This window comes from Thauera aromatica K172, assembly GCF_003030465.1.
Classification (GTDB): Bacteria; Pseudomonadota; Gammaproteobacteria; order Burkholderiales; family Rhodocyclaceae; genus Thauera; species Thauera aromatica.
In genome coordinates, this window is record NZ_CP028339.1 from 2,330,134 (window position 1) to 2,350,058 (window position 19,925).

Genomic DNA, 19,925 nt, shown 5'->3' on the forward strand with positions numbered 1-19,925 from the left:
GCCGAGCGCCGCGCATTGTGTCACAAGGGCCGGCGTGACGATATTTGCACGCGGCGATGAACAGCCCTCACCGGCTTCTCACCTCCTCCCGCTACATTCCCTCTCTCCCCAGCCCCGCTTTCCCACCCAAGGCAACACGGAATTCCAATGAAAAACGCCGCTACGTTCGCAACCCGCCTGGCGATCGCCATCGCGATCGCCGCCGCGGTAGCGTTCGCGCAGTACTGGATCTGGCAGCAGTTCAACCGCGGCGCCGAGTTCATCGGCACCAACCAGAGCATCAAGGGCTTCGCCTACAACGGTTTCCAGCGCGACCAGAGCCCGCTCACCGGCACCTATCCCAGCCGCGAAAACCTCGCCGCCGACCTCGACCTGCTCGGGCGCATGTCCGACGGGCTGCGCACTTATGGCGTCACCGACATGCCGGAACTGCTCGGTCTCGCCGGCGAGCGCGACATGATGGTCACTGCCGGCGCCTGGCTCGACGCCGACAAGACGCGCAACGCCCGCGAAATCGCCGCCCTGCTCGAAGTGGCACCGAAAATGCGCCACATCGAGCGGGTGATGGTCGGCAACGAAGCCGTGCTGCGCGGCGACCTCACCGTCACCGAACTGATCGGCTACCTCGACCAGGTACGCAAGACCCTGCGCAAGCCGGTTTCCACCGCCGAACCCTGGCACGTCTGGCTGCGCTATCCGGAGCTCGCCAAGCACGTCGATTACATCACCGTGCACCTGCTCCCCTATCACGAGGGCGTGCCGGTCGAAGCCGCCGTCGAATACGCCTTCCAGCGCTACGATGAAGTCGCCCGCGCCCATCCGCGCAAAAAGATCGTCGTCGGTGAAATCGGCTGGCCCAGCCGCGGCCCCACCATCGGCGCCGCCCTGCCCTCGCTCGACAACGAGGCCCGCTTCATCCGCGAATTCCTCGCCCACCCCCGCACCGCGCGCATCGACTACTTCCTGATGGAAGCGATCGACCAGCCCTGGAAGGTCGACGTCGAAGGCTGGGCGGGTCCGTACTGGGGCATGTTCAACGCCGACCGCGAGCAGAAGTTCGCCCTCGAAGGCATCATCGAGCGCGACCCGCACTGGTCGACCAAGGCGAGCAACGCCGCCGCCCTCGCCTTCCTACCGATGCTGCTGATCGCCTTTTTGCTGGCCGACTGGAGCATCTTCGGCCGTCTCTTCCTCGCCGCCCTGATCCAGGCCTGCGTATCGACGCTGATCATCGGCCTCAACGTACCGCTCGACTACTACCTCACCCAGCGCGACCTCGTCGGCCTCGTCCTGCTCATCGGCGCCACCGGGCTGACCGCCGCGGTGCTGCTGTCGCACGGCTTCGAATTCGGCGAAGTGCTGTTCAAGAAGAAGTGGCAGCGCCGCTTCCTGCCGCTGCCCCCGCACGCCCCCGAGCAACAGCCTTTCGTCTCGATCCACCTCGCCTGCTATAACGAACCCCCGGAGATGGTGATTGCCACCATCGACAGCCTGGCGAAGATGAACTATCAGAACTTCGAAGTGCTGGTGCTCGACAACAACACCCGCGACGAAGCCTTGTGGAAGCCGCTGGAAAAGCGCTGCGCCGAGCTCGGCCCGCGCTTCCGTTTCTTCCACCTCGCCAACTGGCCCGGGTTCAAGGCCGGCGCGCTCAACTACGGCCTCAAGGTCACCGATCCGCGCGCCGCAGTCGTGGGCGTGGTGGACGCCGACTATGTCGTCGAGCCCGACTGGCTGGCCTGCCTGATCCCGCACTTCGACCAGCCCGAGGTCGCCGTGGTGCAGGCGCCGCAGGCGCACCGCGACTGGGAGACCCAGCCCTTCAAGCGCATGTGCAACTGGGAGTTCGACGGTTTCTTCCGCATCGGCATGCACCACCGCAACGAGCGCAACGCCCTGATCCAGCACGGCACCATGACCCTGGTGCGGCGCCACGCGCTGGAAGAAGTGGGCGGCTGGTCGGAATGGTGCATCTGCGAGGACACCGAGCTCGGCCTGCGCCTGATCGAGAAGGGCTACGACACGCGCTACGTCGACCACATCCTCGGCCGCGGGCTCACGCCTTCGGGGTTTGCCGCGATCAAGAGCCAGCGCTTCCGCTGGGCCTTCGGCGCGATGCAGATCCTCAAGGCCCACCTGCCGCAGATGCTCGGGCGCAGCACCCTCAACCTCGCCCAGCGCTACCACTTCCTCACCGGCTGGTTCGCCTGGCTGGGCGACGCGCTACAGCTCGTGTTCGCCTTCGGCAGCCTGCTGTGGACGCTGGGCATCCTGCTGTTCCCGAAGGCCTTCGGCCTGCCGGTGATCGCGCTCGCCCTGCCGATCCTCGGCTTCATGGCGTTCAAGGCCGCGCTCGGCCCGATCCTCTACCGGCGCACGATGGACTGCCCGTGGAAGGACATCCTCGGCGCCTCGATCCTGTCGGTCGGCCTGGCGCACGCGATCGCGCGCGGCGTGTTCGCCGGCCTGGTGAAGAAGAAGGGCGTGTTCGTGGTCACCCCCAAGGGCTGGCGCGGCGGTGGCGCGCTCGCCTTCTTCAATCCGATCCGCGAGGAAATCGGCATGCTCGTCGCCCTGCTGATGGGCGCCGCCACCCTGGTCGCCCAGCGCGGCGCCGACAACCTCGAGACCCAGCTGTGGGTCGGCATCCTGTGCCTGCAATGCATTCCCTACGTTGCCGCGATCCTGTGCCAGGTCGCCGCCTACATGCCGGAGCGCAACAGCGGTGACACCCCGCGCGGAACCCTGTTGCCGCAGGCCTGAAACCCGCCCCGGCGGCAGGCACTCACCCCCGCCATGCGGCCAGCCGCCGGCCGAGCCGCGGCAGGTCGAAGGCGCGGTAATCCGGCAGGCCGTGCTGCGTGGGCTGGGTGAATTCACCCACGATCAGCGGCCGGATGTAGTCGCACGCCGCCGCAGTGACGTGCAGGCCGTCGGCGCGGACGAAATCGGCCGGCAGCGTGCGCTCGAGGTTGGCGATCGCGTCACAGTCGAGCGGGGCCATGTCCCACTGATAGGGCGCGTCGCGCACGCGCCGGATCGCCGGCATCGTGCCGCCCAGCCCCTGCACCGCGTACGCCACCGCCGCGCGGCCAACGGCTATCGCCTGCGCATGGTCGGTCGCCGACAGCCAGTGCCCACCTGCGCGCTGCAGGTAATCGGGTATCGCCCAATGGTGCTTGTAGCCCAGCCGCCCGTGAATCATCCGTGCCACCGCCGAGCCCGCCCCGCCGAGTTGAACGTAGCCGCGGGCATCGTGCGACTTTTCCATCAGCAGGCTGCCGTCGGTGCGGCGGATGCCCTCGGCCACGGTGATCGCGCAGTAGCCCAGGCGCTCGGTGGTCTCGCGCACCCGCGCGAGGAAGGCTTCTTCGTCGAATGCGGCCTCCGGCACCAGCACGATGTGCGGTGGCCGTTCGGGGTCACCGCCCGCGGCGAGCGCGGTCGCCGCCGCCAGCCAACCGGTATTGCGCCCCATCACTTCCATGACGAACACGCTGCCCTTGGGGCCGGCCATCGACGCGATGTCGAGTCCCGCTTCCAGCATCGAAGTCGCCAGGTACTTCGCCGCCGAACCGAACCCCGGACAACAGTCGGTGCCGACGATATCGTTGTCCACCGTCTTCGGCACCCCGATGCAGACCAGCGGATGCGCGCGCCGCCGCGCTTCGGCCTGCAGGCGGGCGACCGCATCCATCGAGCCGTTGCCGCCGTTGTAGAGCAGGAAACCGACCTCATGGGCGTCGAACACGGCGAACAGGCGCTCCATCACCTTCCCGTCGTCGTCGTGCGGCAAATCGAAACGGCACGAGCCGAACGCCCCGCCCGGGGTCCGCGCCAGGCGCGCCAGCGCCGCGGCATCGAGCCCGCTGGTATCGATCAGGTCCTCATGAAGGACGCCGACGATGCCCCGGTGCGCCGCCAGCACCCCGCCGATGCGCCCCTCCTGTTCGCGCGCGGCGGCGATCACCGCTGCCGCAGTGGCGTTGATGACTGCGGTGACTCCGCCCGAATGGGCATACAGCAGCTTGCTACGAGACATCGGCATCCACCCCCACGAAAAATCCTCAGCGACCACGAAAGCAAGCCGCTTCGGGCCGGCACCCCAGCGGCTGCATGGCGACGAAAACGGCGCGGCCGCCCCGATCTTCCGGGAGCGGCCGCGCCGTGACAAGCTCATCGCCGCGGGAGGAGGCGGGGCTCCGCCCGCTCCCGCCCGTGCAGGCTTACTTCAGCGCCTCGAAGGCCTGCGCGGTGATCGCATCGACCGCGCCAAGGCCGGAGATCTTGCGCACCTTCGGTGCCTTGGCATCGCCCGAAGCCGCCCACTTGCCGTAGTACTCGACCAGCGGCTTGGTCTGAGCGTGGTAGACGTCGAGACGCTTCTTGACCGTTTCTTCCTTGTCGTCGTCGCGCTGCACCAGGTCTTCGCCGGTGACGTCGTCCTTGCCCTCGACCTTGGGCGGGTTGTACTTGACGTGGTAGGTGCGGCCCGACGGCAGGTGGGCGCGGCGCCCGCTCATGCGCTCGACGATCTCGCTGTCGGGGACGTCGATTTCGAGCACGAAGTCGATCGCCACGCCCGCTTCCTTCATCGCGTCGGCCTGCGGAATGGTGCGCGGAAAGCCGTCGAACATGTAGCCGCTCTTGCAGTCATCCTGCTGCAGGCGATCCTTCACCAGGCCGATGATGATGTCGTCGGAGACGAGACCGCCGGCATCCATCACCTTCTTCGCCTCGACCCCCAGCGGCGTGCCCGCCTTGACCGCGGCGCGCAGCATGTCACCGGTGGAGATCTGCGGAATGCCGAACTTCTCCTTGATGAAGTTGGCCTGCGTCCCCTTGCCGGCGCCCGGCGGTCCCAACAGAATCAGTCGCATACACCCTCCCGAAAATTGGAAAGCCATTGAGATGGCGCTTTCCTTATCAATGAATAAAGAGGCCGAAACTTAACCGACACGCGGCAGCCGGTCAAACCCCGCCCGCCGCCGCCCCAGCCGTAAACGCGGCGCGCACGCGCTCGAGGTCTTCCGCCGTATCCACGCCGGCCGGCGGCGCCTCGGCGAGCTCGATGACGCGGATCGGAAAGCCGTGCCACAGCGCGCGCAGCTGCTCGAGCGCCTCCCACTGCTCCAGCGGCGAAGGCGCAAGTCCGGCATAGCGGCGCAGGAACCCGACCCGGTAGGCATACAGCCCGACATGGCGCAGCAGCGGCAGAGCGGCCGGCAAGGCGTTCCGCCCGTCCTCGCCCGCCCAGGCGTCACGCGCCCAGGGAATCGGCGCCCGGGAAAAATACAGCGCACGGCCGGCAGCATCGCACACCACCTTCACCACATTCGGATTGAAGGCCTCGCCGGCCTCGACGATGGCATGGGCCGCAGTCGCGATCGCAGCATCGGGATCGGCCGCCAGTGCGCGGGCGACGGCGGCGACTACCGTCGGATCGATCAGCGGCTCGTCACCCTGGACGTTGACCACGATCTCGTCGTCGCCCCAGCCGCACAGCGCCGCGACTTCGGCCAGGCGGTCGGTCCCGCTCGGGTGGTCGGCACGGGTCATCACCACCGTCCCGCCCGCGGCTTCGACCGCGGCGCGTACCCCCTGGTGATCGGTCGCGACCCAGACCCCGGCGGCACCGGCCGCGTGCACGCGCTCGAGCACGCGCACGATCATCGGCTTGCCGGCGATGTCGGCCAGCGGCTTGGCCGGCAGCCGGGTCGAGGCATAGCGCGCCGGGATGACGATGCGAAACGGGAGGGGCGCGGGAACCGGCGTCGCCATCGGACTCACTTGCGCAGTGCGTCCACTTCTTCCGCGCTCAGCGCACGCGCTTCCTCGTCGAGCATCACCGGGATGTCGTCGCGGATCGGATAGGCGAGGCGGTCGGCCTTGCACACCAGTTCCTGCTTGTCCTTCAGGTAGTCGAGCGGCCCCTTGCACAGCGGGCAGACGAGGATTTCAAGCAGTCGTGCGTCCATCTTCGAGCTTCTCCAGGATGCGTTCGGCGGCTCCCGAACCGATCTGCGCCCGCACCGGGTATTCCCAGCAATCCGCGGGCGCGAAAGCGCGGCATTTTACCGCATCCTTGGCCGTCATCAGGATCGGCAGCGCATCGCCGAAATCGAGATCGGCGGGAGTGAAGTGGTGATGGTCGGGAAAGGGATGGGGCACGGGCTCGATGCCCTCGCCGGCAAGCTGCACGAAAAAGCGCTGCGGCCGGCCGATCCCGGCCACCGCATGCACCCGGCAGCCGCGCAGCTCTGCCGCCGGACGCGTCCGCCGGGGCGCCGCGACGGCCTCCAGCAGGCCACCCTGCAGGTGCATGTCGAACACCGGCACCGCCCCGGCAGCGGCGCGCGTGGCCGCCGTCAGCGGCCCATGGGCGATCACCAGATCGACCTCGGCCAACCGCGACAAGGGTTCGCGCAAGGGGCCGGCCGGCAGCAGCCAGCGGTTGCCGAGGGTAGCCTCATCGACCACCGCGACCTCCAGGTCACGCCCGAGGCGGTAGTGCTGCATGCCGTCGTCGGCGACGATGACGTCGCACCCGGGGTGGAGGCGCAGCAGCTCGCGCCCGGCCGCCGGGCGGTCGCGGCCGATCACCAGCGGGCATCCGGTCAGGCGCGCGAGCAACACCGGCTCGTCGCCGTACAGCGCCGGATCACCATCGGCCGGCACCGCGGCGACGCCCTCGATCCGTCCGCCATGGCCACGGCTGACGATCCCCGGACGCCACCCCCGGGCGCGCAGCGCGCCGACCAGCCAGTCGACCACCGGCGTCTTGCCGCTGCCACCGACGGCGATGTTGCCGACCACGATCACCGGCACCGGCAGCCGCTGCGGGCGCAGCGCCTTACGCCGCCAGCGCGCGAGCGCGCCGAACAGCTGCGCCAGCGGAAACGCCGCCCCGGCGAGCAGGCCGCGACGTTGCCAGAATGCGGGGGCGGACATGCTCAAGCGCTCACTCGAGCGGCGTCTGGGTAGCGAAGGTGATGTGCGCCAGCCCGGCCCGCTGCGCCGCCTGCATGACATCGATGACGCGCTGGTGCGCGGTGCGGGCGTCGGCATTGATCACCACCACCGGCGGGCGCTGCGCGCCTGCAGCCCTGGCCGCGGCCCTGGCGAGCGCCGCCGCAGTCGCGCCGACATCGCGCCCGCCGACGGGCTGGCCATCGACCAGCACCTCGCCGGCCGCGGTGACGACGACGACGATCTCGTTCGCCACCGCCTCGGCGCTTTCCGGCTCGGCCGTGGGCAGGCGGATCTCCAGCCCCGAGACCGGGGAAAAGGTCGTCGTCAGCATCAGGAAGATGATGATCACCAGGACCACGTCGATGAGCGGGATCAGGTTGATCTCCGGCTCCCCGTTGCGGCTGCCGCGGCGGAAATTCATCGCGCCCGCTCCTGTCAGACGCGGCGTTCGCCGTGGGCGACTTCGACCAGCTTGACCGCCTGCTGCTCCATGTCGATCACGAAACCGTCGACGAGAGCGCGGAAATGGCGCCAGAAGATCATCGCCGGAATGGCGATGATGAGGCCGAGGCCGGTCGTGTACAGGGCGATCGAGATGCCTTGCGCAAGCTGTGCCGGGTTGGCGCCGCTCACCCCCTGCGAGGCGAAGATGTCGATCATGCCGATGATGGTGCCGAGCAGCCCCATCAGCGGACTGATCGCGGCGATGGTGCCGAGCGTGGTGAGGAAACGCTCGAGCTCGTGGGCGACGGCGCGGCCGGTCTCCTCGATCGATTCCTTCATCATCTCGCGCGGGCTATTGACGTTGCGCAGCCCGGCGGCCAGCACCCGGCCCAAGGGCGAATGCCCCCCGACGCGCTCGATCATCGCCGGCGACACGCCATTGCCGCGCAGCTCATCGAGGACGTTGCCGAGCAGGCCGGACGGGACGATGCTTGCCCGGCGCAGGGAGACCGAGCGTTCGATGATCAGCGCCACCGCGATGACCGAAGCCAGAATCAAGGGCCAGATCGGCCAGCCAACAGCCTGGATGATCGCGAACACGCGCGCCCCCTCGGAACAAAGGCGGAACTCTAGCGCCGCCGGCCGCCGGCAGCAAGCTCGGCCGCCGGCGGCCGGCAGGCTTCCGCCCGCGCCCGCAGCCCCCTTGCAGACACCGAGCGGGATTGACGGAGGAATCCACAGAAGCTGTGGATAAGTTTGTGGGTTGTTTTGGGATGTTGCCCGCAAAGCCGGTCGCCACAAGCCTTCGGACACTCCGATGAAAAATTGTGCAACATATTAAGTTGTTAATTTTCAATGAGTTATAAATCACCCCCTTTCCCATCAAGGACTTGCAGAAAGCCTCTTGACAGCCCGTAGCCGCTGTGGATTCCGCTACAATCCGGCCATGGAATCCGCCGCCTCCGCCCCTCTTCCCGATCCCGACAACCCGGCAAGAACGCTGTCCGCCCCGGTACTTAGCGTTTCCGAACTCAACCGCCTGGCACGCGAAGTGCTTGAGTCCGCGCTGCCCCTGTCGTGGGTCGGCGGCGAGATTTCCAACCTCACCCGGGCAGCCTCCGGCCATGTGTACTTCACCCTCAAGGACGCGAATGCCCAGGTACGCTGCGCGATGTGGCGTAACCGCGCGCAGCTGCTGCCCTTCCGCCCGGAAAACGGCATGCGGGTCGAAGCGCGCGCGCTGGTAACCCTGTACGAGGCCCGTGGCGACTTCCAGCTCAACGTCGAGACCCTGCGCCCGGCCGGCATCGGCGCGCTGTTCGAGGCCTTCAACCGGCTCAAAAACCGGCTCGCCGCCGAAGGCCTGTTCGACCCCGCGGGGCGCCGCCCCCTGCCGCGCTTTCCGCGCGCCGTCGGCGTCGTCAGCTCGCCGCAGGCCGCGGCGCTGCGCGACGTGCTGGTCACCCTGCGCCGGCGGGCACCCCACCTGGCGGTGGTTCTCTATCCCGCCCCGGTGCAGGGCGCGGACGCTGCAGCCCGCCTGCGTGAAGCGGTTGTGACCGCAGGCCGGCGGGCGCACCAGGACGGGGTCGAGCTGCTGCTGCTGGTGCGCGGCGGCGGCAGCATCGAAGACCTGTGGGCGTTCAACGACGAATCCCTGGCCCGCGCCCTGCGCGCCTGCCCGCTGCCGGTGGTGAGCGGCATCGGCCACGAAACCGACTTCACCATCGCCGATTTCGCGGCCGACCTGCGCGCGCCCACGCCGACCAGCGCGGCCGAACTCGCCAGCGCCGGCTGGCATGCGGTGCGCGCCGAACTGGCTGCGCTCGAACCCCGCCTCGGGCGCGCCATCGGCCGCCGCCTCGAAACCCTCGCTCAGCGCCTCGACCGCGCCGCCCTGCGCCTGATCCATCCGCGGCAGCGCCTGGAGCGCGAACGGGAGCGGCTCGCGCTCGCCGCGCGCCATCTGCGCGCGGCGCTCGAACGCCGGCTCGAGCGCGCTGCGCTGCGCTGTGCCCGCGCCGGCACCCGCCTGGACGCGGCGCGGCCCGAACTCGCCTCGTACCGGCAGCGGGTCGACGCCCTCGGCCTGCGCCTGCGCCAGGCGATGCTCACCCAGGCGGAACTGCGCCGGGTGCGGCTCGCGGCGCTCGCCGCCCACCTCCAGCACCTCGCCCCCGAGGCCGTGCTCGCCCGTGGCTACGCCATCGCGCGCGACTCCCGCGGCCGGGTGCTGCGCGTCGCGGCGGAAGTCGAAAACGGCGCCACGGTCAGCGTGCAGCTGGCGCGGGGCCGTCTCGACGCTTCCGTTCTCGGGCACCACGACGACTGACAGCGGTCGAATTCGGTGTGAACGCCCACCGACCCGGGGCTTGCCGATAGCGTTTCACAAACAGCCCGATAGTCTTAAGATTCGGGCGCGAGCGTTGTCAGCGGGGCAAAATCCCGACTAGAATCTTCGGGCTTTTCCCCCAGCTTCAGACAAAACAAGCCGAATAAAGGAGAACCCGCATGGAACATACCCTGCCCGCCCTGCCTTATGCCAAGGATGCCCTGGCTCCGCATATTTCCGCGGAAACGCTGGAGTTCCACCACGGCAAGCACCACCAGGCCTACGTCACCAACCTGAACAACCTGATCAAGGGCACCGAGTACGAGAACCTCGACCTCGAAGCGATCGTCAAGAAGGCGCCCGCCGGCGGCCTCTACAACAACGCCGCCCAGGTCTGGAACCACACCTTCTTCTGGAGCAGCATGAAGCCCGCCGGTGGCGGCGAGCCCAGCGGCGCGCTGGCCGACGCGATCAAGGCCAAGTGGGGTTCCTTCGACGACTTCAAGAAAGCCTTTCAGACTTCCGCGGTCGGCAACTTCGGCTCGGGCTGGACCTGGCTGGTGAAGAAGGCCGACGGCAGCGTCGACATCGTCAACATGGGCGCCGCCGGCACCCCGCTGACCACCGGCGACACCGCCCTGCTCTGTATCGACGTGTGGGAGCACGCCTACTACATCGACTACCGCAACCGCCGCCCAGACTTCGTCGCCACCTTCCTCGACAAGCTCGCCAACTGGGACTTCGCGGCGAAGAACTTCGCCTGACTCCGCTAGACCCCGCCGGCCCCGCGGGGCCGGCTCGATGCTCGACATCCTCTACCAAGACGACTGGCTGGTCGCGATCCACAAGCCCGCCGGCCTGCTCGTCCACCGCAGCCCGATCGCCGCCGCTGAGCAGCGCTTTGCCGTGCAGCTGCTGCGCGACCAGATCGGCCGTCGCGTCTTTCCCGCGCACCGCCTCGACCGCGGCACCTCCGGCGTGCTGCTGTTTGCGCTTGAGCGCGAGACCGCCGCGGCCCTCGGCGCCCAGTTCGAGTCGCGCCGGGTGGACAAGCGCTATCTGGCGGTCGTCCGTGGCCACCCGCCCGCCGCCGGCCTCATCGACCACCCGCTCGCCCGCCGCCTCGACCCCATCGAGCGCAGCCGCGGGCGCGGCGCAGGCACGCGCGACGGCCTGCCCGAGGACGAAGAGGACAGCGCGGCGCCAGCCGGTGTCCCGGACACCGACACCGCCGCGGGCAGCCCCGGCCAGCCCCTGCCGGCCCCTTTGCCGGCGCGCACCCATTACCGCCTGCTCGCCAGCGCCGAACTGCCTTACCGCGTCGACCGCTACCCCAGCAGCCGCTACGCCCTGCTCGAACTCGTCCCCGAAACCGGCCGCCGCCACCAGCTGCGCCGCCATCTCAAGCACATCGCCCACCCCATCATCGGCGATGCCACGTATGGCAAGGGCCGCCACAACCGCCTCTTCCAGCAACTGTTCGGCAACACCCGCCTGCTCCTCGCATGCACCGCGCTGGGCTTGCGCCATCCCGTCTCCGGCGCTCTCCTCCAGTTCCAGGCCCCGCCGGCGCCGGACTTCGCCGCGGTCCTCGCAGCCCTGGGCTGGAGCACCTCCGTCCCCGCCGGGCCGTCGCCCTGAGCCGGCGCCGGCCCTCGCCAGCCGCTCTCTCCGGCCCTCCCCTGGACGCCGATTTCAGGGCACAATCAGCCCTTTCGGACCGCCCTGCAGCCGCAGCGCCGCGCCGCCCGTCCATGCTCACCCAGGTAAATCGATGAATCCGTTGCTCCAGGTTCGCCAGCACGGCCAGCAACTCTGGCTCGACAATCTTTCCCGCACCCTGCTCAACGACGGCCATCTCGCCCGTCTGATCGCCGAAGACGGCATCGCCGGCGTCACCACCAACCCCGCGATCTTCCACAAGGCGATCGCCGACGGCCGCTACTACGAGAGCGATCTCGACGCCCTGCGCGAGCAACCGATGGACGCCGAAGGGCGCTATGAAGCGCTGGTGCTCCCCGACGTGCGACGCGCCTGCGACCTGCTCCTGCCGCTGCACGAAGAAAGCGACGGCGATGCCGGCTACGTCAGCCTCGAAGTCTCCCCCGTGCTCGCACACGACGCCGACGCCACCTTCGCCGCCGGCATGCGCCTGAACGCCACCATCGACCGCCCCAACCTGCTGATCAAGGTGCCTGCCACCGCTGCCGGGGTGGAAGCGGTCGAGCGCCTGATCGGTGCCGGAGTCAGCGTCAACGTCACCCTGATGTTCTCTCTCGCCCACGTCGACGCGGTCGCCGAAGCCTATCTCCGCGGTCTCGAACGCCTGCGCCGTGCCGGCGGCGAACTCGCTCCGGTCAGGTCGGTGGCAAGCCTGTTCCTGTCGCGGGTCGACACCCTGATCGACAAGCAGCTCGAGGAAGCCGGCGGCACGGCACTGGAACTGCGCGGCCGCACTGCGGTGGCGATGGCCCGACTCGCCTACCAGCGCTACCGTGAACGCTTCCACAGCGCCGGCTTCGAAGCGCTGCGCGCCGCCGGCGCCCACCCGCAATCCCTGCTGTGGGCGAGCACCGGCACCAAGAACCCGGCCTACAGCGACCTGCTCTACGTCGAGCCGCTGATCGGCGCGGAAACGGTCAACACCCTGCCCGATGCGACCCTCGCCGCACTGCGCGACCACGGCCGCATCGCCCCCACGCTGGAGAGCGGAACCGAGGCCGCAGCCGCCCACTACGCCGCCCTGCGCGCCCTCGGCATCGACCTCAACACCGCCGGTGAACGCCTGCAGCGCGAAGGCCTCGCCCAGTTCGAGCAGGCGTTCACCGCACTGCTCGAACTGACCGCCTGATTCCCACCCGGGTGGACGCCCCGCGATGAAATTCTGCTCGAACTGCGGCGCCGGAGTCGCCTTTCGAATCCCGCCCGGCGACACCCTGCCGCGCCACGTCTGCGAGCAGTGCGGAACCATTCACTACCAGAACCCGAAGATCATCGTCGGCGCCCTGCCGGTGTGGGAAGAGCGTGTGCTGCTGTGCCGGCGTGCGATCGAACCGCGCTACGGCATGTGGACCCTGCCCGCCGGGTTCATGGAAAACGAGGAGACCACCGCCCAGGCCGCGGCCCGCGAGACGCTCGAGGAAGCCTGCGCCCGCATCGAAGTCGGCGAGCTGTACACCCTGATCGACGTGCCGCACATCAGCCAGGTCCACATCGTCTATCGCGCCCGCCTGCTCGACCTCGACTTCCGCCCCGGCGAAGAGTCGCTCGAGGTCGCACTGTTTCGCGAAGAGGACATCCCGTGGCAGCAGATCGCCTTCCGCTCGATCCTGATGAGCCTGCGCCACTTCTTCGAGGACCGGCGCCGCGGCCAATGGACAGTGCACACCGCCAGCCTCGGCCCGCCACCGCCCGACTGGCGCTGAACTCCGCCGCCGGGGCATCGCCGGAAGCTGGCCCGGCATAAGCATATACATTCACCAGGGTTGAGTGCGCCGCCTCCGGCGGGCGATAATCCGCCGATTATCAACTGCTCGCGGATCATGACCAGCTACCTTTTCGTCGTCGTCGGCGCCGTCCTGGTGAACAACGTCGTCCTTGTCCGCATCCTCGGGCTGTGCCCTTTCATGGGCGTGTCGAAAAAGCTCGAGACCGCGATCGGCATGGGCGCGGCCACCACCTTCGTGCTCACCCTGGGGTCGGGCACCAGCTACCTGATCGACCATTACCTGCTGCTGCCGCTCGATCTCGCCTATCTGCGCACGCTGTCCTTCATCGTCGTGATCGCCGCGATCGTGCAGCTCACCGAGCTGGTGATCCAGAAGACCAGCCCGCTGCTGCACCAGGTGCTGGGCATCTACCTGCCGTTGATCACCACCAACTGCGCGGTGCTCGGCGTGCCGCTGCTCAACGTCGGGATGAAGCACGATCTGCTCGAATCGCTGCTGTTCGGCTTCGGCTCCTCGCTCGGCTTCACCCTGGCGCTGGTGCTGTTCGCCGGCATCCGCGAGCGCCTGGAAGGGGCCGATATTCCTGTGCCGTTCAAAGGCACGGCGATCGCCATGATCACCGCCGGCTTCATGAGCCTCGCGTTCATGGGTTTTGCCGGACTGGACCGTTTCCAGTGAAGCGCCGCCTCCTGCGCGGGTGCAGCGCGGACCTGGACGGCGACGCCCCAGGCTGCGCCATGTCCGCCCTCGCCCACCAACCCGGACACGACAAGACGCCCCCATGTTGACCGCACTGCTCGTGATGTCCGGCATCGCCCTCGTCCTCGGCGCGACCCTGGGCTATGCCGCGATCCGCTTCAAGGTCGAAGGCGACCCGCTGGTCGAGAAGATCGACGCCATCCTGCCGCAGACCCAGTGCGGCCAGTGCGGCTACCCCGGCTGCAAGCCCTATGCCGAAGCCATCGCCAACGGCGAGGCCGACATCAACCAGTGCCCGCCCGGAGGCGAAGAAGGGGTGCGCAAGCTCGCCGACCTGCTCGGGCGCGAATTCAAGCCTCTGTCCGAAGAGCACGGGGTGGAAAAACCCAAGGCGGTCGCGGTCATCGACGAGCAGGAGTGCATCGGCTGCACGCTGTGCATCCAGGCCTGCCCGGTCGACGCCATCGTCGGCGCCGCCAAACAGATGCACACCGTGGTCGAGCCGCTATGCACCGGCTGCGAGCTGTGCGTCGCCCCCTGCCCGGTCGACTGCATCGCGATGGTGGCGGTCACCGAGACCGTGCAGACCTGGAAATGGAAATACCCGGTGATCGAAATCAGGAAGGCGGCATGATCGGGCGCCTGTTCAAATTTCGCGGCGGCATCAAGCCCGACGCCCACAAGAACGAGTCGGCCGGCGCCCCCATCCGCCGCGCCCCCCTGCCCCCGCGCCTGGTGGTGCCGTTGCGCCAGAGCGCGCGCGCGAGTCCGAGCTGCATCGTCGAAGTGGGCCAGCACGTGCTCAAGGGCGAACGCATCGGCGCCCCAGAAGGTTTTCTCGGGACCGCGGTCCATGCCCCCACGTCGGGCACGGTGGTGGACCTGGGGAACTACCCGATGGCCCATATTTCCGGGCTCGACACCCCCTGCGTGGTCATCGCCCCCGACGGCGAAGAGCGCTGGATCGAGCACGCCCCGTTCGATTACCACACCGCCAGCCGCGAACAGGCGCTCGCCTGGCTGCGCGATTGCGGCATCGTCGGCCTCGGCGGCGCGACCTTCCCCAGCCACGTCAAGCTCGGCACGGGCGCCGGCATCGAGACCCTGATCCTCAACGGCGCCGAGTGCGAGCCCTGGATCACCTGCGACGACCGCCTGATGCGCGAGCGTGCCGCCGACATCCTCGCCGGCGCGGCGATCCTGCGCGAGCTGATCGGCGCACGCGAACTGGTCGTCGGCATCGAGGACAACAAGCCCGAAGCGATCGCGGCGATGCGCGAGGCGGCGGCAGCGGCGGGCGATGTGCGCATCGTGCCGGTGCCCGCGCTCTACCCCGCGGGCGGCGAAAAGCAGCTCATCCGCGTTCTCACCGGGGTCGAGATCCCCTACGGCAAGCTTGGCGGCGACTACGGCGTGCAGTGCTTCAACGTCGGCACCGCACACGCGGTGTATCGCGCCATCGCCCACGGCGAGCCGCTGCTGAGCCGCGTCGTCACCCTCACCGGCAACGTCGCCCGCAGCGGCAACTGGGAAGTGCTGATCGGCACTCCGGTCGCAGACCTGCTCGCGCTGGCGCAGCCGAAGGCCGACACCGACCGCACCCTGATGGGCGGACCGATGATGGGCTTCGCCCTGCCGCACCTGGACGTACCCATCGTCAAGGGCAGCAACTGCCTCATCTCGGCCTCGCCGACCCTGTTTCCGCCCGCCCCGCCCGAGCAGCCCTGCATCCGCTGCGGCGAATGCGCACGCGCCTGCCCCGCCGAACTGCAGCCGTTCGAGCTGTACTGGTTCAGCCGCTCGAAAAACTTCGGCAAGGCGCAGGAGTACCACCTCTTCGACTGCATTGAATGCGGCTGCTGCGCCTACGTGTGCCCGGCCCACATCCCGCTGGTGGACTACTTCCGCTTTTCCAAGAGCGAGATCTGGGCGCGCGAACGCGAAAAGACCGCGGCCGACCAGGCCCGCGAGCGTTTCGAGTTCCGCAACTTCCGCCAGGAGCGCGAAAAAGCCGAAAAAGCCGCCCGGCTCGCGGCCAAGGCCGCCGAGACCCACGCCAAGCTCGGCGCCGAAACCGCGGACGCAGCGCCGGCCGCGGCCGATGCTGCCGCGGAAGACCCGAAGAAAGCCCTGATCGCCGCCGCGCTCGCTCGCGCCCAGGCGCAAAAGGCCGAAACCCGGCCGCGCAACACCGACAACCTCAGCCCCGAGAAACAGGCCGAGATTGCCGACATCGAAGCCCGCCGCAAAGTGCTGGAGGCGGTGCATGCCGCCGACCACCGCCGCGCACCGGAACTTTCGAGCGCCGATGCGCCGCCACCGGGCACGCCCACCGGCGGCTCCGAGCCCCGTAACTGACCCCGCCATGATCCATTCACCCTACGTCCGCAAACCCGTCAGCGTGCAGCGCACGATGGGCCTGGTGCTGATCGCGTTGCTGCCCGGAATCGCCGCCTACGTGTGGCAAGTCGGCGCCGGCGTACTGATCAACCTCGCCATCGCCACCGTCGCCGCGATGCTCGCCGAAGCCCTGGTGCTGCGCCTGCGCCGCCGCCCGGTCCGGATCGCCGTCACCGACCTGTCGGCCGTCGTCACCGCCTGGCTGGTGACGCTGTGCTTCCCACCGATCGTGCCATGGTGGCTCACCGTCACCGCCGTGCTGGTCGCCATCGTCGCCGTCAAGCACCTCTACGGCGGCCTCGGCCAGAATCCGTTCAACCCGGCAATGGTCGCCTACTGCACGATGATCGTCGCCTTTCCGGCGCTGATGTCGCAGTGGCCGCCGGCCGGGCAGCTGCCCTTCGACACCCAGCTCGCGCTGATCCTGGGCGGCTCCCGCGAGGTCGACGGCATCACCGGCGCCACCGCCCTCGATGCCCTGCGCACCGGCCTGCGCGCCGGCGTCGGCCCGGTCGATGCCGTGCGCGAGGGCTCGGCCTTCGGCCTGCTCGGCGGTCGCGGCTGGGAATGGATCGCGCTCGGCTACATTCTCGGCGGGCTCTTCCTCCTCGCCACGCGGATCATCACCTGGCACATGCCGGTGGCCTTCATCGCCACCTTCGGCGGAGTCTCGGCGCTGTTCTGGCTGCTCGATCCGGCACAGTTCGCCTCGCCGCTGTTCCATCTCGCCAGCGGCGGCGCCATGCTCGCCGCCTTCTTCATCGTCACCGATCCGGTCTCGGGCACCACCACCCCACGCGGCAAGCTCCTCTTCGCTGCCGGCATCGCGCTGCTCGCCTGGCTCATCCGCAACTTCGGTGCCTATCCCGAGGGGATCGCCTTCGCCGTGCTGCTGATGAACATGTGCGTGCCGCTGCTCGACATGAAGACCCAGCCCCGGGTCTTCGGCCACCGCAATGGAACCCCCGGAGGCGACCGCCAGTGAGCATGCGCTATTCCGCCCCCCGCACCGCGCTGCGCACCGCGGCGATCATGGTGGTCTTCACTATGGTATTTACCGCACTGATGGCGGCAACCTACGGCCTCACCCGGCCGGCAATCGAAGCTTCAAAGCAGGATGCGCAGCTGCGCCTGATCAACGAGGTGCTCCCGCCCGACAGCTACGACAACGCCCTCCTCGACGACTTCGTGCGCTTCGGCCCGACGCCCGCGATCGGCATGGACGGTGGCGGCCGCGCCTGGCGCGCGCGCAAGGCCGGCCAGCCGGTGGCGCTGGTGCTCGAGGCCGCCGCCAGCGACGGCTACGCCGGGCGCATCGCCCTGGTGGTGGCGGTCGCCGTCGACGGCCGGCTGTCCGGGGTGCGCGTCACCGAGCACAAGGAAACTCCCGGCCTGGGCGACTACATCGATCCGAAGAAGGACCGCCGCAAGGACATGCCGTGGATCGGCCAGTTCGCCGTCGCCACCTGGAAGGATGTAGACAGCGCGGCGTGGAAGGTGCGCAAGGACGGCGGCAGCTTCGGCTACCGCAGCGGCGCCACCATCAGCGCACGCGCGGTGGTCGGCGCCGTCGGCCGCAGCACCGCGTTCGCCGTCGAACATCTGGACGCTTTCTTCGCCGCACCTGCCGGCAGCCTGCTCGGAGCCCCGTGATGACCCCGACCGAATTCCGCGATCTCGCCTGGAACGGACTGTGGAAGCAGAACACCGGCCTTGCCCAGCTGCTCGGCCTGTGCCCGATCCTCGCGGTGAGCACGACGATGGTCAACGCGGTGAGCCTCGGCCTCGCCACCCTTCTCGTCATGGCGCTGGCGAACTTCGCCGTGTCGACGCTGCGCAACCTCATTCCCTATGAGATCCGCATTCCGGTGTTCATCCTGATCATCGCCGCGCTGGTCACCGTCGTCGATCTCGCTTTCAACGCCTGGCTGCATGACCTCTATCTGGTGCTCGGCATCTTCATTCCGCTGATCGTCACCAACTGCATCGTGCTCGCCCGCGTCGAAGCCTATGCGGCCAAGAACGATCCGCTTACCTCCACCGTCGACGGCCTGATGATGGGCCTCGGCCTGGTCTGGGTACTGGCGGTGCTGGGCGGGCTGCGCGAACTGCTCGGCGCCGGCACGCTGCTTTCCGGCATCGACATGATCCTGCCCGGGGCCTCGGCGCTGTCGGTGTTCGGCGACGACTACCCCGGCTTCCTGATCTCGATCCTGCCGCCCGGCGCATTCTTCACTCTCGGCGTGCTGATCGCCGTATTCAACGCGATCAACGTCCGCCTCGCGGCGCGGGCCCGGCGGAGGCCGCCGCCCGCGGCCACGCGCGAAGCCGGAACCGGACCGGCCGCCGCCGGCTGAGCCCGATGCCGACGATGAAGCGCGAGGCGATCCGCGAATTCTTCCGCCGCCTCCACGAAGCCGAGCCGAACCCGCGGACCGAGCTCGAATACGCTTCGCCCTACCAGCTGCTGGTGGCGGTCGTGCTCTCGGCGCAGGCGACCGACCGCAGCGTCAACCTCGCCACCCGCAAGCTGTTCGCCGCCGCCCCGACCCCCGAAGCGATGGTCTCGCTGGGCGAGGAAGGCATCGCCGGATACATCAAGACCATCGGCCTGTTCCGCAACAAGGCGAAGAACACCCTGGCCCTGTCGCGCCAGCTGCTCGAACGCCACGGCGGCGAAGTGCCGGCCGAGCGTGGCGCACTCGAAGCCCTGCCCGGAGTCGGACGCAAGACCGCCAGCGTGGTCCTCAACACCGTGTTCCGCCAGCCGGTGATGGCGGTCGACACCCACATCTTCCGCCTCGCCAACCGCAGCGGCCTGGCCCCCGGCAAGGATGTGCTCGAAGTCGAGCAGGCGCTGATGCGGCGCGTGCCCAAGGACTACCTGCTCGATGCCCACCACTGGCTGATCCTGCACGGGCGCTACGTGTGCACCGCGCGCAAGCCCCGCTGCGGCACCTGCCGCGTGCGCGACCTGTGCCTGTTCCGCGACAAGACCGATTGACCCGGGAGAGGCCGCCCCCACGGGGTTGCGGCCCTTATCGGATTGCGGCCCCCACGGGGTTGCGCCCCTCTTCCCACCCTGCCCCGCCTCCCGCACGGGCGCACAAACAACGAGGTTTTGCGATGTTCAACCCCAGCCGTGACCAGGTGCGCAGTTTCTTCATCGACACCTGGCGCAAGTACCGCAGCAAGGAAGTGCTGACGCCGATGGAAACGATCGCGGCCGACATCCTCACCCTGCATCCCGAATACCACGCCGTGGTCGAGGACCCGGAGTCGATCGACCGCGACTTTCCGCCCGAGGCCGGCCAGATCAACCCCTTCCTCCACCTGTCGCTGCACCTGGCAATCGAGGAACAGCTGTCGATCGACCAGCCTCCCGGCATCCGCGCCGCCTTCGATGCCGCCTGCAGCCGTCGCGGCGAACGCCACGATGCCGTCCACGACGCCCTCGAGTGCCTCGGCGAGATGCTGTTCACCGCCCAGCGCAACGGCACCCCGCCCGACGGCGCCGCCTACGTCCGCTGCCTGCGCAAGAAAGCCGGAGTGCCCGGCTGAACTCACGGCCCCCGCCCCGCGCCCTTCCGGTCGACCTCGGCGGGTTGAGCTCGAGCGGACGCGCACAG

General features: G+C 68.9%; 21 protein-coding genes. 14 read left to right on the forward strand and 7 right to left on the reverse strand.

Features of this window, described 5'->3' with window-relative positions:
* Positions 1-147: 147 nt before the first annotated feature.
* Positions 148-2,763, forward strand: coding sequence for a glycosyltransferase family 2 protein (locus tag Tharo_RS11080; RefSeq protein ID WP_107221245.1), 2,616 nt, complete (start codon positions 148-150; stop codon positions 2,761-2,763).
* A 22-nt stretch (positions 2,764-2,785) separates the two neighbouring features.
* Here the strand turns inward: Tharo_RS11080 and Tharo_RS11085 are convergent, their stop codons facing one another.
* From Tharo_RS11085 to Tharo_RS11115, 7 genes are all read right to left on the reverse strand, one after another.
* Complete coding sequence (locus Tharo_RS11085) at positions 2,786-4,042, reverse strand: 6-phosphofructokinase (protein WP_107222398.1); 1,257 nt, start codon at positions 4,040-4,042, stop codon at positions 2,786-2,788.
* Between the two features lie 184 nt (positions 4,043-4,226).
* Positions 4,227-4,880, reverse strand: a complete 654-nt coding sequence (gene adk / locus Tharo_RS11090) for an adenylate kinase (RefSeq protein ID WP_107221246.1) — start codon at positions 4,878-4,880, stop codon at positions 4,227-4,229.
* A 91-nt stretch (positions 4,881-4,971) separates the two neighbouring features.
* Positions 4,972-5,781 (reverse strand): 3-deoxy-manno-octulosonate cytidylyltransferase, encoded by an 810-nt coding sequence (gene kdsB, locus Tharo_RS11095; protein WP_107221247.1) that lies wholly within the window; start codon positions 5,779-5,781, stop codon positions 4,972-4,974.
* A gap of 5 nt (positions 5,782-5,786) precedes the next feature.
* Positions 5,787-5,978 carry a Trm112 family protein gene (locus tag Tharo_RS11100; RefSeq protein WP_075149216.1) on the reverse strand — a complete coding sequence of 64 codons (192 nt, stop codon included), beginning with the start codon at positions 5,976-5,978 and terminating at the stop codon, positions 5,787-5,789.
* Positions 5,959-6,957 (reverse strand): tetraacyldisaccharide 4'-kinase, encoded by a 999-nt coding sequence (lpxK, locus tag Tharo_RS11105; RefSeq protein WP_107221248.1) that lies wholly within the window; start codon positions 6,955-6,957, stop codon positions 5,959-5,961. The genes Tharo_RS11100 and lpxK overlap by 20 nt, the downstream gene beginning before the upstream one ends.
* Before the next feature lie 4 nt (positions 6,958-6,961).
* On the reverse strand, positions 6,962-7,393 hold the full coding sequence (locus Tharo_RS11110) for an ExbD/TolR family protein (protein ID WP_107221249.1): 432 nt from the start codon (positions 7,391-7,393) through the stop codon (positions 6,962-6,964).
* A 14-nt stretch (positions 7,394-7,407) separates the two neighbouring features.
* Positions 7,408-8,016: a MotA/TolQ/ExbB proton channel family protein gene (locus tag Tharo_RS11115; RefSeq protein ID WP_107221250.1), complete on the reverse strand. Its 609-nt coding sequence runs from the start codon at positions 8,014-8,016 to the stop codon at positions 7,408-7,410.
* A 346-nt stretch (positions 8,017-8,362) separates the two neighbouring features.
* Here Tharo_RS11115 and xseA point away from each other — a divergent pair, with 346 nt between their 5' ends.
* The 13 genes from xseA (at position 8,363) to Tharo_RS11180 (ending at position 19,857) form a co-directional block, all read left to right on the forward strand.
* The gene (gene xseA, locus Tharo_RS11120; protein ID WP_107221251.1) at positions 8,363-9,748 is read left to right on the forward strand and encodes an exodeoxyribonuclease VII large subunit; all 1,386 of its coding nucleotides are present in this window, start codon (positions 8,363-8,365) and stop codon (positions 9,746-9,748) included.
* 179 nt (positions 9,749-9,927) lie between these two features.
* The gene (locus tag Tharo_RS11125) at positions 9,928-10,512 is read left to right on the forward strand and encodes a superoxide dismutase (RefSeq protein ID WP_107221252.1); all 585 of its coding nucleotides are present in this window, start codon (positions 9,928-9,930) and stop codon (positions 10,510-10,512) included.
* A gap of 37 nt (positions 10,513-10,549) precedes the next feature.
* A complete protein-coding gene (locus Tharo_RS11130) occupies positions 10,550-11,389 on the forward strand; it encodes a pseudouridine synthase (protein WP_107221253.1) in 840 nt (279 codons plus the stop codon).
* Between the two features lie 133 nt (positions 11,390-11,522).
* Positions 11,523-12,599 (forward strand): transaldolase, encoded by a 1,077-nt coding sequence (tal, locus tag Tharo_RS11135; protein WP_107221254.1) that lies wholly within the window; start codon positions 11,523-11,525, stop codon positions 12,597-12,599.
* A 25-nt stretch (positions 12,600-12,624) separates the two neighbouring features.
* Entirely contained in the window at positions 12,625-13,173 is a 549-nt protein-coding gene (locus Tharo_RS11140; RefSeq protein WP_107221255.1) for an NUDIX hydrolase, read from the forward strand.
* A gap of 117 nt (positions 13,174-13,290) precedes the next feature.
* Complete coding sequence (gene rsxA, locus Tharo_RS11145) at positions 13,291-13,875, forward strand: electron transport complex subunit RsxA (RefSeq protein ID WP_107221256.1); 585 nt, start codon at positions 13,291-13,293, stop codon at positions 13,873-13,875.
* Positions 13,876-13,978: 103 nt separating this feature from the next.
* Complete coding sequence (rsxB, locus tag Tharo_RS11150; protein WP_107221257.1) at positions 13,979-14,530, forward strand: electron transport complex subunit RsxB; 552 nt, start codon at positions 13,979-13,981, stop codon at positions 14,528-14,530.
* Positions 14,527-16,254, forward strand: coding sequence for an electron transport complex subunit RsxC (rsxC, locus tag Tharo_RS11155; protein ID WP_107221258.1), 1,728 nt, complete (start codon positions 14,527-14,529; stop codon positions 16,252-16,254). Before rsxB ends, rsxC begins: the two co-directional genes overlap by 4 nt.
* A 7-nt stretch (positions 16,255-16,261) precedes the next feature.
* Positions 16,262-17,281, forward strand: coding sequence for an RnfABCDGE type electron transport complex subunit D (locus Tharo_RS11160; RefSeq protein WP_107221259.1), 1,020 nt, complete (start codon positions 16,262-16,264; stop codon positions 17,279-17,281).
* The gene (locus Tharo_RS11165) at positions 17,278-17,949 is read left to right on the forward strand and encodes an RnfABCDGE type electron transport complex subunit G (protein ID WP_107221260.1); all 672 of its coding nucleotides are present in this window, start codon (positions 17,278-17,280) and stop codon (positions 17,947-17,949) included. The genes Tharo_RS11160 and Tharo_RS11165 overlap by 4 nt, the downstream gene beginning before the upstream one ends.
* Positions 17,949-18,653, forward strand: coding sequence for an electron transport complex subunit E (locus Tharo_RS11170; RefSeq protein ID WP_107221261.1), 705 nt, complete (start codon positions 17,949-17,951; stop codon positions 18,651-18,653). The genes Tharo_RS11165 and Tharo_RS11170 overlap by 1 nt, the downstream gene beginning before the upstream one ends.
* A gap of 14 nt (positions 18,654-18,667) precedes the next feature.
* Positions 18,668-19,300, forward strand: a complete 633-nt coding sequence (gene nth / locus Tharo_RS11175) for an endonuclease III (RefSeq protein WP_107222399.1) — start codon at positions 18,668-18,670, stop codon at positions 19,298-19,300.
* 122 nt (positions 19,301-19,422) lie between these two features.
* Positions 19,423-19,857: a DUF1841 family protein gene (locus tag Tharo_RS11180; protein WP_107221262.1), complete on the forward strand. Its 435-nt coding sequence runs from the start codon at positions 19,423-19,425 to the stop codon at positions 19,855-19,857.
* Positions 19,858-19,925: the final 68 nt, after the last annotated feature.